The organism is Vibrio sp. dhg (assembly GCF_003443775.1).
In the GTDB taxonomy this organism is placed as follows: domain Bacteria; phylum Pseudomonadota; class Gammaproteobacteria; order Enterobacterales; family Vibrionaceae; genus Vibrio; species Vibrio natriegens.
Window position 1 is genome coordinate 1667531 of the sequence record NZ_CP028943.1, and the last position, 12609, is coordinate 1680139.

Sequence of the window (12609 nt, forward strand, 5' to 3'; positions counted from 1 at the left end):
ATATATTATTTGCGGCAAATTCTGCAAACGAGATTCCACATTGCATCCTAATGTATACATCCCAGACGCGTTTCTGGAAAAAATCCAAACCATCCTGCCTGCTGGCCTTAACATGGAAGACTTTGTTTCTTCCTGTCAAAAGCCATTACGTAAAAGTATTCGCGTCAACACACTAAAGATAAGTGTCGAAGCGTTTATCCAACGAGCAGAAGAAAAAGGCTGGAAACTTTCACCTGTACCTTGGTGCGAGAGTGGTTTTTGGATTGATGCAGATGAGTCACAAGTACCGTTAGGAAATACTGCAGAGCACATGTCTGGATTATTCTACATTCAGGAAGCAAGCTCGATGATGCCAGTGTCTGCCCTATTCATGAACAATGAGGCTTATCATGCTGTTCTTGATACCGCAGCGGCTCCGGGATCAAAAACGACACAGATCGCAGCGCTAATGAACAATGAAGGCGTCCTCGTTGCGAATGAGTACGCTGCAAGCCGTGTAAAAGTTCTGCATGCCAACATTGAACGTTGCGGTGTCCGTAACGCTGCGCTCAGTAACTTTGATGGTCGAGTATTCGGTGGCTGGCTACCTGAACAATTCGATGCGGTTTTACTGGATGCACCGTGCTCTGGCGAAGGTACTGTTCGTAAAGACGAAGACGCAATGAAAAACTGGTCACAAGAATCGGTTTTAGACATTGCGGATACACAGAAAGATCTCATTGAAAGTGCCTTTCACGCGTTGAAACCTGGTGGTGTCCTGGTTTATTCCACCTGCACTTTAAGCACAGAAGAAAACCAGCAAGTCTGTCATCATTTAAAAAACACGTTTGGTGACGCTGTTGAGTTTGAAAGTCTGGAAAATTTGTTTGAAGATGCGAAAGCCGCTCTTACTGAAGATGGCTTTTTACATATTTTCCCTCAGGTTTACGACTGTGAAGGCTTCTTCGTCGCCCGCATTCGTAAGCACGCTTCGGTGGAAGCGCCAAAGGTGAAAAAGCGCATGGGTAAATTCCCATTTACCAAAGCATCGAAAAAAGAGTCTGCTGAGATTGCTAATCAGCTTCACAAAGCATTGGACGTTGAGCTTCCAGATGACGGTGCGGTTTGGCTACGCGATAAAGACGTTTGGTTATTCCCTAATGCTCTAGAGCCAATGATTGGTGAGCTGCGTTTCTCGCGGATGGGGATAAAAATCGCTGAAGCACACAAAAACGGTTACCGTTGGCAGCATCAGGTTGCGACCGCTCTGGCCACAGGTAAAGAAACCAATGCTATCGAGCTGACAATAGATGAAGCTCGCGAGTGGTATATGGGACGTGACGTGCGCCCACAAACTGTTCCTGAGGGTGCAAAGACTGGCAAAGGCGAAGTGTTTGTCAAATATCAGGGAGCCATTATTGGCTTAGGTAAATGGGTCAGTAATCGTATTAAAAACGGCCTACCCAGAGAATTAGTACGAGATAAAAACTTATTTTAATATTTTTTATCTCGTCACAACTAAACGAAAAATAAAAGAAAAGCCATCGTAAACACGATGGCTTTTTTTATTAAGAGTATTAATGCACTGCCACGCTCTAGCGTTCCGAGTGGCCTGTACTAAACTAAATATATTAACTCAGAGCATTATTACTGCATCTTATATAGCTGCACAAACAAACACTCAAAAATAAGCGATTAAAAAGGTTTTAGCGTAGGCTCCTCGGAGCCATTTCCCCTAGGCCCAAAAAATGGAAGCGTTTGGGCCGCTTTTTTTCTCTCATTTCTAAACGTTATATTTAAGTACCCTGCCGTCTCGCTATGCCAGGCGAATACCGTCTTTTTCGATAACGATTTTACCTTGCTTGTACAGACCACCAATGGTTTTTTTGTACGTGCCTTTACTGGTGCGAAATGCTTCAAAAATCGCTTCTGGAGAAGATTTATCGTTAAGAGGAAGAAAACCGCCCTTTTTCTCTAACTGCTCAATGATCTTGCAAGAAAGGTCATCCATCTTAGCGACACCCACTTTTTGTAACGCCAGATCAATTTTGCCGTCTTCACGGATTTGCTTAATAAAACCTTTCAGCTTTTTGCCAATATACAGTTTGCCGAAAACATCTGAAGGGAAAATCATACCCCAGTGTTTACCGTTTACGATCGCTTTGTAACCAAGCTGACTGCGCTCAGCAATGATCAAATCGACTTGCTCGTTTATTTCGTAGTTAGCGGGTGTTTTATCCAACCATTTGTTGAACTTCGTCGTACCAACAATTCGACCCGACGCTTTATCGGTGTACACGTAAACTAAGATCGTTTGACCAGCAGAAAAACGCGTGCGCTGCTCGCTAAATGGAATGAGCAAATCTTTATCTTTGATACCCCAATTAACAAAAGCACCTGTCTTGTTGACACCTTCGATCTTCATCAGGCCCCATTCGCCCACTTGAGCGACTGGTGTTTCAATGGTCGCAGCCAGTTGGCTTTCTGAATCAAAGTATAAAAATACGTCGATTTTATCACCAATTTCTGTGCCCTCTGGGACATGTTTGTTTGGCAGCAAAACAGAACCGTAATCATCACCATCCAGAAATACGCCAAAATCCGCCTTTTTAATGACTTCTAGGCTGTTAATTTGACCAATTTTAATCATTGATTTTGTCTCTTTTTAAATTTACGTGGAATTATACCTAAACTAACAAGAAAATCAGAGAGAAAAGCATATCGCTCTGTTATGCTGTTATTGTCTACCCCAATCATTCTCTTAGCAATCTGGTACTTATATGAACCGCACAATTTTCGGGGTAAGAATGCTTTAGCAAAGTCAGGAGCTTTTTTTGGTCACCGTTGATAAACAAGATTCAATCACATTAAAAATCAGCCATGAGCTAGCAAAAAGTAAAAGTGTCGACCTTGATATTTACTTCTTTGTCCCTGGTGAGCTTGGCTTAAGTGCCGATATCATCAGTGAATCAGAATTCTATTACACCTCTATCACACAACAGCGCTCCTACTACAGTAAGGAGATTCTACTTCCTTTGGTTCACAGCCGACTGGCTAAGCGAGGACGCCTCTCGAATCAACAGTACCGTGTCAGTTTGAGTTTGTTCGCTTATCAATACGTCATCGCCTTAGACAAAGCCGTTGCCAGTTTGAATAAGCTAGAAAGTAACTCCGTCACGGAAGATGAAGTTGATGAAGTTATCGAATTGGCTATCGCGATTTTAAAACGCCTTCGTCGTGGTATTCCTTTTGAAGAGAACCTCAAACGTTATTACGTTAACATCGACAACTATTTGTCGTGGTACACAGAGCAAAAATTCTTGTCACTCGTCGCTCATTTGCCGCGAGAAGGCGATTACAGCACGATCAAGAAGCGTTTGATTACCCTGTGTGAAAAAGAGCAAGCGCATCGTAAGTTAAATAAATATAACTCACCCAAAGTCACCGATGAAGTGACGCGACTCTCCAATAAAATGCGCCTGTTGAGACGTCTTATCGAGCACCCTGTTGTCCTGCGTGAACAAACGGTTTCAATGGGGAAAAACGTTAAACGGGCGATAAAAGGCATCGCAACCGGTTTGGTGATGGTTGTCGTAACATCAACTGTGATACTCGCGCGTGATTATCTGGGCGAAATTTCTGCATCCTTCATTATCGCGATGTCGTTCATCTATGCCCTACGCGAAATTTTTAAAGATGATCTTCGCGATGCCATGTGGCGCTGGATACGTAAAGGAAAGCCCAAATGGCGTAAGAAGTACATTGACCCGACCACTAAGAAAGTCGTTGGTAAAAAGTTAGAGTGGCTTGACTATAGAACGCTTTCTAGCCTGCCGGACAAAATTCAACAGATACGTAAAAAACGCGTCGTTCAGCGAGAAGAGCAGATTCTTCACTACCAGGAAAAGACGGAAATGGCGACATCGATGTTTTTAAGTGGCTATGAGCAAACGCGACAAACCCTAAACATTAGCTTAAGACCCATTATTCGATTAATGGACAAAGGGTCAAACCGCGTGTACCACCTAAATGAAGGGCAAGTCACCAAAGAATCGGTTGAGAAACGTCACCTCATCAATGTGATCGTCAAAGAAGACAACCACACTGATGAACCCGTGTACTACCGTTGGAAAGTGGTATTGAACCGGTCGAAGATAGTATCGATTGAGAAAATCGAATTGAGCTAACGAAAATAGTTAACGATTAAGCAGCCTTCTTTTTTTGTTGTGCTGCTTTTTTAATGGAAAGCGTCAGGTAAAACTCTGCCATTGGCTCATCGCCATGAAGAGACGGACAAAGTGCCGTAATTTTTACATCACGATTAATACGCTCACCAGTCTCCAGCGTGTAGTCCAGCATTTCGTCGATTAAAGGACCATCATCACAGATAAAATGAACATCAGCTTCTGGTCGTTTTAAAAACTCCGCCTTCACGCCTTTAAAGGCCAAAGAAATCGGCTCACCTTTCTCCTGAGCTTTACTCATCGCCAAAAAAGCCCCCGCCACATCCGCGCCAACCGCTAACGCACCGAAATACATGCTGTTAAGGTGGTTTTTGGTTCTTTTACGCAGAGGAATTTTCACTTCAACATGCTTATCGTCGATATCTATGATTTTTGGACGACAAAGCCAGATTAATGGAACTTTAGTGAAACCGAATACTTTCAAGTAAAGGTTTGCGCGACGTACTGCAGATAACATTTTGGTCTCCTTACCAACCTAACTCAGTCAGTTAATCAAACGCTCGTTTTAATGTCAAAAAGTTGTTAACAAAACTTGATCTACCTACTAAATTATTCGTCATAAACACATTAAAAAGTGACAGCGTCACCCAGACAGACTATCGTTTCTACACAGGCTAATTTCACCTGACTTTATCGAGAATTAAAGTATTGAGAGCGCTTGATGTTTTTGCCACTGTGTTCAACACCGCCGTGGCTGGTGGTGAATCGTTACGTAACTATCTCGTGATAGTATGCTTTCAGGTTGTTATAAAAGAGTAACAACCTTATAAGCGTTTCACGCTATTTGGGATTTAGAGGCGAAGAATCCCGTGAAACAGTTTATTCCTGCCAGTAATTCCGTTATCTTTACCCCTTCGCAACAGAGAATAAAGCTATAAGATGCCTATAAAAACAGATGAATTGAGAACCCAACCTTTGGGTCCAATGCCTACCCCAGCGGAGCTAGGTAGTGAATATCCTATTACGGATGACGTTGCAGACCGTATTGCTCAATCTCGACGTCAGATTGAAAAAATCTTAACGGGTGAAGATAAGCGTCTTCTTGCGATCGTTGGCCCTTGCTCTGTCCACGACACAGAAGCCGCGATCGACTACGCTACGCGTCTGAGCGCAATCCAGGATAAGTACAAAGACGAGCTATTTATTGTCATGCGTACTTACTTTGAAAAACCGCGTACAGTTGTGGGTTGGAAAGGCTTAATTACCGATCCAAACCTTGACGGTTCTTATGCGTTAGAAGCTGGCCTTCATAAAGCGCGTAAACTGCTACTGGATATCAACAAGCTTGGTCTTGCCACCGCTACTGAGTTTCTTGATATGATTACCGGTCAATACATTGCGGATCTGATCACTTGGGGCGCTATCGGCGCACGTACCACTGAGTCTCAAATTCACCGAGAAATGGCATCTGCACTCTCGTGCCCGGTCGGCTTTAAAAATGGTACCAACGGTAATGTGAAAATCGCGATTGATGCGATTCGTGCTTCTAAAGCATCACACTACTTCTACTCTCCAGATAAGCATGGTCGTATGACGGTTTATCGCACAAGTGGTAACCCATTCGGTCATATTATTTTACGTGGCGGCGAAAAAGGTCCAAACTTTGACGAAGCTTCAGTTAAACAAGCTTGTGACGCGCTGGCCGAGTTTGACTTACCGCAACGCCTAATCGTAGATTTCAGCCATGCTAACTGCCAAAAGCAACACAGAAAGCAGCTTGATGTCGCGAAAGATATCTGCCAACAGATTAAGTCTGGCAGCACACGCGTTGCAGGTATTATGGCAGAGAGCTTCATCATTGAAGGCAATCAGCCAATGACAGACATCAATAACCTGACATACGGTCAATCAATTACCGACCCTTGTCTGAGTTGGGAAGATACAGTGACAATGCTAGATATGCTGGCTGACGCTGTAAAATCCACTAAGTAATTAATAACAAGATAATCAAGGAATCTTCATGCCATCGTTTGATATTATTTCAGAAATCGATACGGTTGAACTACGTAACGCCGTTGATAACGCTAACCGTGAACTATCTACTCGTTTCGATTTCCGCAATGTTCATGCGAGCTTTGAGCTAGTAGAAGAAAATGTAAAAATGTCTGCTGAAGGCGAATTTCAGCTGAAACAAATGCGCGACATTTTACGTGGTCACCTAGCAAAACGTAATGTCGATGCAAATGCTATGGACTCTCAAACACCAGAAGTGACTGGCAAAAACTGGCATCAGAACATCGTATTCCGCCAGGGTATTGATACGCCGACGGCTAAAAAGGTGGTTAAGCTAATTAAAGATGCGAAGCTGAAAGTACAAGCTTCAATCCAAGGCGATAAAGTGCGCGTCACGGGTAAAAAGCGTGATGACCTACAAGCGACCATGGCAGCTATTCGTGAAGCAGAACTAGGACTACCTTTCCAGTTCAATAACTTCCGCGATTAATCATTAGCGCAACAAACGAAAAACGCCGACGAATCATCGTCGGCGTTTTTGTATATTCTAGGTCGAGTTCTAGATCACGAGATCTTGTCCCTGCAGCAACATGAATTCACTGGTTCCTTCAGGAATAAATACACAGACGCGTAAGTTGTCTTGTTTTGCCTTCGCAAGCATGTCAGATAACTGTGCGGCGTTTGAAAACGACTCTCTCTCGGCGTCTCTTCTCACCAGCTCCATCGCGTCTGATTGACATTTTGTCGAGTACAACGCCAGTTCAGCTTGCTGCATGTAACGAACCGCTTTAATTGGCAACATTTCAACGTCTTTACCCACATGAATCCAAGTGCAATTGCCCTTTTCATCAAGAGGCGATGCCATAGTCGCTTTGTAGATGGTTTCTAAATCTCTATTGTCACGCGCATTTTCAACGTCAGGATTCGAAAAGAATTGCTCCCAAAATTTACGACGCAAATCGACACTTGGTAACGCCTCTTTAATCGAGTTGCGCTTTGAGTTTGCAAAGTCAGCCATCAGACCCATGTTCTGTGGAAGAATCATTTCTAACTTTTCACGAATATTACGAATCAAAACGGGTGACGCCCCACCACTCGAAATGGCTATCTGAATACGCCCACGATTGATCATCGAAGGGGTAATGAAGTCGCAGTATGGTTTGTCATCGACCACATTCACTAAAATGCCCAGTGCTTTAGCATCTTTGTAAACCTGATGATTCAAATCTGGATTGTCCGTTGTCGCCCAAACCTGAATAAAGCCTTTTGTGACAAGGTCACTTGAATAGAAACGCTGAATCCAATGTAGTTGATTCTCCTTCGCCAACTTAGCGAGATAGTCAACTAAGGTAGGCGAAACCACTGTGACATCCGCCCCTGCCTTTATTAAGGCCTCAACTTTTCGGCTCGCGACTTCACCGCCGCCAACAACGAGAACTGGTTTACTGATTAAGTCTAAGAACAGAGGAAAATATCGCATCTCAACCTTTGATTACACTAATTAACTATTAAAAACCATGCTACCAAAAATGGGGCATGGTCATCACCTTGTTTCGTTGACACAAATAATTTTTGTTCGAATTTTAACTGAACATCGCTGAGGTCAGCTAATGACAGTTTTAATAACGACGTTTTATTCTCTATTTGCGCCCGCTTGTTCGTTGAATGTTCTGATGCACCATCTTGAATACCAGTTGCACTATTTACAAACAATTAACATTTCGTCATTCTAAAACCTGAGGAATTTTGTAGGTTCTCTTAAAATTCCATTTAAATTATATATTTGAGAATTCACAGATCCTTTTCTACGCTTATATTTGATTGGTTGCTCGAATACCGTTTCTTCGAAAATCAATCACGTAGGACATAACACAACACAAAATTGGACACGCTAATTTTAAGTCACATTGATTTAACATGGATCATACAGGAAGGACACAAATGGCAAATAAACTAACAATTCTTGCTTCCGTCGTAGCGGCTTCTACTGCAATGATGGCAACATCAGCACAAGCTGCAGACTCTACTTTGGACAAAGTAACAAAACAAGGTTTTCTTACTTGTGGTGTAAGTACTGGTCTTCCGGGCTTCTCAAACCCTAACTCAAAAGGTGAATGGGAAGGTATCGACGTAGAATATTGCCAAGCACTGGCTGCTGCCGTTCTTGGGGACAAAACGAAAGTGAAGTACGTTCCTCTAACTGCAAAAGAGCGTTTCACTGCACTCCAATCTGGTGAAATCGATGTTCTTTCGCGTAACACCACCTGGACACTACACCGTGATACAGCTCTTGGCCTGAACTTCGTTGGCGTAAACTACTACGATGGTCAAGGTTTCATGGTGAAGAAAGATCTTGGCCTGTCAAGTGCTAAGGAGCTTGATGGCGCATCTGTTTGTGTTCAATCAGGTACGACGACCGAGCTAAACCTTGCGGATTACTTCCGTAATAACGGCATGAGCTACAAGCCTGTGGTATTTGATACAGCAGCTCAAACGTCGAAAGGTTTCGATTCTGGTCGATGTGACGTGTTAACAACGGACCAATCTGGTCTATACGCGCTGCGTTTAAACCTTCAAGACCCTTCATCAGCAGCAGTTCTTCCTGAAATCATTTCAAAAGAGCCTCTAGGTCCTGTTGTACGTCAGGGTGATGACCAGTGGTTTAATATTGCCAAGTGGACCCTATCTGCGATGATTAACGCGGAAGAGTACGGCATCACTTCTAAGAATGCGGATGAGATGTTGAAATCTGAAGATCCAAACGTCAAGCGTATCCTTGGTGTAGACGGTCCTCAGGGTAAAGGTCTGGGTATCCGTGACGACTGGGGCTACCAAATCGTTAAGCAAGTAGGTAACTATGGTGAGAGCTTCGAGCGCACTGTTGGTAAAGGTTCACCTCTTGATATTTCTCGTGGTGTGAACGCACTATGGAACGACGGTGGCTTCATGTACGCATCACCTATCCGATAGAAACGATTATTTAGGGCGGTTAATCCGCCCTTTTTCGTTGTCTATTAATCTGGATGAGTAAGGAAACTCACCTCTGGTGATAGCTGAGCCCAGTAATAAATAGGATTGATAGCGTTCAACCAACGCTTATGGTCTGTCATTGCCGGTGCACCAGATTTAACGGCCAGTAACAAGCCCTTACTCCTGCAGAGTGATATCTATAACTAAGGTTTGAGGTTAACGCTGTATGGAACCGACTAAAGATGCATCGCTAAGTACGATGTCCAAACCAAGTGGAAATAAAAGCCTATTTTATAATCCCGCTTTTCGTTCCGCTCTTTTTCAGATCATTGCTGTAGCTGCATTGGTATTTTTCTTTTATACCATCATCAACAACGCGCTAAATAACTTAGATGCTCGAGGCATTGCTACGGGTTTTGATTTTCTTAATCAGGAAGCAGGCTTCGGTATTGGGCTTACGCTGATTGAATATAACGAAACCTATTCTTATGGCAGAACTTTTGTCATTGGTTTACTAAACACCGCGCTGGTTTCAGTGTTGGGTATTATCCTGGCAACTGTGATTGGTTTTACCATGGGTATTGCTCGTCTTTCTTCTAACTGGTTAGTTAGCCGCTTAGCAGCGGTATATATTGAGACATTTCGAAATATCCCTCTTCTTCTACAAATCTTCTTTTGGTATTTCGCCGTTTTGCAGGCATTGCCTTCAGCAAGACAAAGTATCAGCCTTGGCGAAGCTATCTTCTTAAACGTTCGAGGGCTCTACCTCCCTGCTCCAATATTGGAAAACGGCAGTAGTGTTGTTATCGCCGCGTTTATTATCGGGCTGGTTGCGACTATCTCCATCTCTATTTGGGCGAAGAACAAACAGCGCCTGACTGGCCAGCAAACTCCGATGGGACGAATTGCTTTAGGATTAGTCGTTGGCTTACCTTTGGTCGTTTATTTCCTTGTTGGTATGCCTATCTCTCTGGAATACCCAGCCCTAAAAGGCTTTAACTTCCAAGGCGGCATCAGCATTATTCCTGAGCTTGCGGCTCTGTTGGTCGCGCTGAGTGTTTATACCGCAACATTTATCGCAGAAATCGTGCGTTCTGGTATTAACGCTGTGAGCCATGGTCAAACTGAAGCGGCGATGTCTCTTGGTCTACCGCGTACCAAAACGCTAAAACTTGTGGTCATTCCTCAAGCTCTGCGAATCATTATTCCTCCATTAACCAGTCAATATTTGAACTTAACCAAAAACTCGTCATTGGCAATGGCTATCGGCTATCCGGATCTTGTCTCTGTGTTTGCGGGCACGACCCTAAACCAGACAGGCCAAGCCATTGAGATCATCGCGATGACAATGGGCGTTTACTTAGCGTTAAGTTTGATTACTTCCGCGTTAATGAACCTGTACAACCGTAAAGTAGCACTGGTGGAGAGATAATATGAGTACACATCAATTTCAGCCTGATCTCCCACCGCCATCAAACACTGTAGGTGCGGTAGGTTGGATGCGTAAAAACCTGTTTAATGGACCAGTAAACTCTATTGTTACCATTATTCTCGCCTACTTAGCATTTACTGCTTTGTGGAACATCGTCGATTGGGCCTTCATCAACGCGGATTGGGTAGGAACAACACGTGATGCATGTAGCCGAGAAGGCGCGTGCTGGGTATTCATCAGCGTACGCTGGGATCAGTTCATGTACGGCTTCTACCCTGAAGCTGAACTGTGGCGCCCTCGCCTGTTTTATATCTCGCTAGCTATCCTGACTGCGCTTGTTGCTTATGAGAAAACACCAAAGCGCATGTGGATTTGGCTATTTTTAGTCAATGTTTATCCATTCCTGGTTGCCGGTCTACTGTACGGCGGTGTGTTTGGACTGGAGGTGGTCGACACTCATAAATGGGGTGGATTACTTGTTACCTTAATCATCGCGCTTGTGGGTATCGTTGTCTCGTTACCGATTGGTATTGTCTTAGCTCTGGGCCGTCGCTCTGATATGCCAATTATTCGCAGCATGTGTACTGTCTACATCGAAGTATGGCGTGGTGTGCCGCTAATCACTGTCTTGTTCATGGCGTCGGTAATGTTGCCACTGTTTATGTCGGAAGGTTCAGAGACAGATAAACTCATCCGTGCACTTATCGGTGTGGTGATGTTTGCCGCAGCCTATATGGCAGAGGTGATTCGAGGTGGTTTACAAGCGATTCCAAAAGGGCAATACGAAGCAGCAGATGCGCTTGGTTTAAGCTACTGGAAGAAAACAGGGTTAATTATTTTACCTCAGGCTCTGAAGATCACGATTCCTTCTATCGTGAATACCTTCATCGGTCTGTTTAAAGATACCAGTCTGGTACTGATCATCGGTATGTTTGACGTACTGGGCATTGGGCAAGCAGCAAACACCGACCCTGAGTGGCTCGGCTTTGCGACGGAAAGTTATGTATTTGTCGCGTTAGTGTTTTGGGTATTTTGTTTCGGCATGTCTCGTTATTCGATATGGCTCGAAAACAAACTTCACACCGGTCACAAACGATAACTCATTAAGATCAAGGACGTATTATGACGCAACAACAAAACTATATGATCCAGTTGAAGGACATGAACAAGTGGTACGGTGAGTTTCACGTACTGAAAAACATCAACTTAAACGTGAAAAAAGGTGAAAAGATCGTTATCTGTGGGCCTTCGGGTTCAGGAAAATCGACCATGATTCGCTGTATTAACCGATTGGAAGAGCATCAGGCAGGTGAAATCTTTGTTTCGGGAACCGAACTGACGGAAGACTTGAAAAACATCGAAGCGGTTCGTCGTGAAGTTGGCATGTGTTTTCAGCACTTCAACCTCTTCCCTCACCTGACCGTGTTGGAAAACTGCACGCTTGCGCCTATTTGGGTTAAGAAAATGCCGAAAGACGAAGCAGAAGCCATTGCGATGAAGTATCTTCAGCGCGTTAAGATCCCTGACCAAGCGGATAAATACCCGGGTCAGCTCTCTGGTGGCCAACAACAACGTGTGGCAATCGCTCGTTCTTTGTGCATGAATCCAAAAGTGATGTTGTTTGACGAACCAACATCCGCACTCGACCCAGAAATGGTGCGTGAGGTGCTGGATGTTATGGTTGAGTTGGCAGAAGAAGGCATGACCATGTTGTGTGTAACGCACGAGATGGGTTTTGCGAAAGAAGTGGCTGACCGAGTGATCTTTATGGATGCCGGTGAAATCATCGAAGAAAATAATCCGAAAGATTTCTTCGAGAACCCGCAATCGGATCGTACTCAAAACTTCCTATCGCAAATTTTACACCATTAATATTTTGCGCTAGAGACACTCTAAAAAGGCACTGATTTCAATAGGAACAGTGCCTTTTTCAATACGTCGTCAGTTATGGTAACGTTATCTACGTTCGCTATATCTGGCAGTAATATTGTGTTACAAGTTATCACATACATAACGTCTTATTTCTATTAT

The 12609-nt window shown here is 43.8% G+C and carries 12 protein-coding genes; 8 read left to right on the forward strand and 4 right to left on the reverse strand.

What is annotated here, in order from left to right; genetic code table 11:
• Window positions 1–40 precede the first annotated feature (40 nt).
• A complete protein-coding gene (gene rsmF / locus DBX26_RS07725; protein ID WP_118118586.1) occupies window positions 41–1477 on the forward strand; it encodes a 16S rRNA (cytosine(1407)-C(5))-methyltransferase RsmF in 1437 nt (478 codons plus the stop codon).
• Window positions 1478–1795: 318 nt separating this feature from the next.
• Here the strand turns inward: rsmF and DBX26_RS07730 are convergent, their stop codons facing one another.
• Entirely contained in the window at window positions 1796–2629 is an 834-nt protein-coding gene (locus tag DBX26_RS07730; protein ID WP_014231899.1) for a S1 RNA-binding domain-containing protein, read from the reverse strand.
• A 184-nt stretch (window positions 2630–2813) separates the two neighbouring features.
• On the opposite strand from DBX26_RS07730, the gene DBX26_RS07735 reads away from it, so the two are divergent.
• On the forward strand, window positions 2814–4166 hold the full coding sequence (locus tag DBX26_RS07735; RefSeq protein ID WP_118118588.1) for a hypothetical protein: 1353 nt from the start codon (window positions 2814–2816) through the stop codon (window positions 4164–4166).
• Window positions 4167–4182: 16 nt separating this feature from the next.
• Here the strand turns inward: DBX26_RS07735 and DBX26_RS07740 are convergent, their stop codons facing one another.
• Window positions 4183–4680 carry a PaaI family thioesterase gene (locus tag DBX26_RS07740; protein ID WP_014231901.1) on the reverse strand — a complete coding sequence of 166 codons (498 nt, stop codon included), beginning with the start codon at window positions 4678–4680 and terminating at the stop codon, window positions 4183–4185.
• Between the two features lie 422 nt (window positions 4681–5102).
• Between DBX26_RS07740 and DBX26_RS07745 the strand changes: the two genes are divergently transcribed.
• Together DBX26_RS07745 and DBX26_RS07750 are read left to right on the forward strand one after the other, a co-directional pair.
• Window positions 5103–6155, forward strand: coding sequence for a 3-deoxy-7-phosphoheptulonate synthase (locus DBX26_RS07745; protein ID WP_020333311.1), 1053 nt, complete (start codon window positions 5103–5105; stop codon window positions 6153–6155).
• A 28-nt stretch (window positions 6156–6183) separates the two neighbouring features.
• Window positions 6184–6666, forward strand: a complete 483-nt coding sequence (locus tag DBX26_RS07750) for a YajQ family cyclic di-GMP-binding protein (RefSeq protein ID WP_118118590.1) — start codon at window positions 6184–6186, stop codon at window positions 6664–6666.
• 69 nt (window positions 6667–6735) lie between these two features.
• Here the strand turns inward: DBX26_RS07750 and DBX26_RS07755 are convergent, their stop codons facing one another.
• The gene (locus DBX26_RS07755; protein ID WP_118118592.1) at window positions 6736–7656 is read right to left on the reverse strand and encodes a bifunctional precorrin-2 dehydrogenase/sirohydrochlorin ferrochelatase; all 921 of its coding nucleotides are present in this window, start codon (window positions 7654–7656) and stop codon (window positions 6736–6738) included.
• Between the two features lie 461 nt (window positions 7657–8117).
• On the opposite strand from DBX26_RS07755, the gene DBX26_RS07765 reads away from it, so the two are divergent.
• On the forward strand, window positions 8118–9146 hold the full coding sequence (locus tag DBX26_RS07765; RefSeq protein ID WP_014231906.1) for an amino acid ABC transporter substrate-binding protein: 1029 nt from the start codon (window positions 8118–8120) through the stop codon (window positions 9144–9146).
• A 44-nt stretch (window positions 9147–9190) separates the two neighbouring features.
• On the opposite strand, the gene DBX26_RS25730 is transcribed toward DBX26_RS07765, so the two are convergent.
• The gene (locus DBX26_RS25730) at window positions 9191–9319 is read right to left on the reverse strand and encodes a hypothetical protein (protein WP_257739719.1); all 129 of its coding nucleotides are present in this window, start codon (window positions 9317–9319) and stop codon (window positions 9191–9193) included.
• A gap of 53 nt (window positions 9320–9372) precedes the next feature.
• Here DBX26_RS25730 and DBX26_RS07770 point away from each other — a divergent pair, with 53 nt between their 5' ends.
• From DBX26_RS07770 to DBX26_RS07780, 3 genes are read left to right on the forward strand one after another with little or no spacing between them, the layout of a single operon-like run.
• Window positions 9373–10578: an amino acid ABC transporter permease gene (locus tag DBX26_RS07770; RefSeq protein WP_014231907.1), complete on the forward strand. Its 1206-nt coding sequence runs from the start codon at window positions 9373–9375 to the stop codon at window positions 10576–10578.
• 1 nt (window position 10579) lies between these two features.
• Window positions 10580–11677 (forward strand): amino acid ABC transporter permease, encoded by a 1098-nt coding sequence (locus DBX26_RS07775; protein ID WP_020333315.1) that lies wholly within the window; start codon window positions 10580–10582, stop codon window positions 11675–11677.
• A gap of 23 nt (window positions 11678–11700) precedes the next feature.
• On the forward strand, window positions 11701–12450 hold the full coding sequence (locus tag DBX26_RS07780) for an amino acid ABC transporter ATP-binding protein (protein ID WP_020333316.1): 750 nt from the start codon (window positions 11701–11703) through the stop codon (window positions 12448–12450).
• Window positions 12451–12609: the final 159 nt, after the last annotated feature.

What these genes read in the sequence shown, in the direction of transcription:
- DBX26_RS07765 (WP_014231906.1), top strand. Translation starts at nt 8,118, where the DNA reads ATGGCAAATAAACTAACAATTCTTGCTTCCGTCGTAGCGGCTTCTACT.
- DBX26_RS07755 (WP_118118592.1), bottom strand. Translation starts at nt 7,656, where the DNA reads ATGCGATATTTTCCTCTGTTCTTAGACTTAATCAGTAAACCAGTTCTC.
- DBX26_RS07780 (WP_020333316.1), top strand. Translation starts at nt 11,701, where the DNA reads ATGACGCAACAACAAAACTATATGATCCAGTTGAAGGACATGAACAAG.
- DBX26_RS07745 (WP_020333311.1), top strand. Translation starts at nt 5,103, where the DNA reads ATGCCTATAAAAACAGATGAATTGAGAACCCAACCTTTGGGTCCAATG.
- DBX26_RS07775 (WP_020333315.1), top strand. Translation starts at nt 10,580, where the DNA reads ATGAGTACACATCAATTTCAGCCTGATCTCCCACCGCCATCAAACACT.
- DBX26_RS07740 (WP_014231901.1), bottom strand. Translation starts at nt 4,680, where the DNA reads ATGTTATCTGCAGTACGTCGCGCAAACCTTTACTTGAAAGTATTCGGT.
- DBX26_RS07770 (WP_014231907.1), top strand. Translation starts at nt 9,373, where the DNA reads ATGGAACCGACTAAAGATGCATCGCTAAGTACGATGTCCAAACCAAGT.
- DBX26_RS07730 (WP_014231899.1), bottom strand. Translation starts at nt 2,629, where the DNA reads ATGATTAAAATTGGTCAAATTAACAGCCTAGAAGTCATTAAAAAGGCG.
- DBX26_RS07750 (WP_118118590.1), top strand. Translation starts at nt 6,184, where the DNA reads ATGCCATCGTTTGATATTATTTCAGAAATCGATACGGTTGAACTACGT.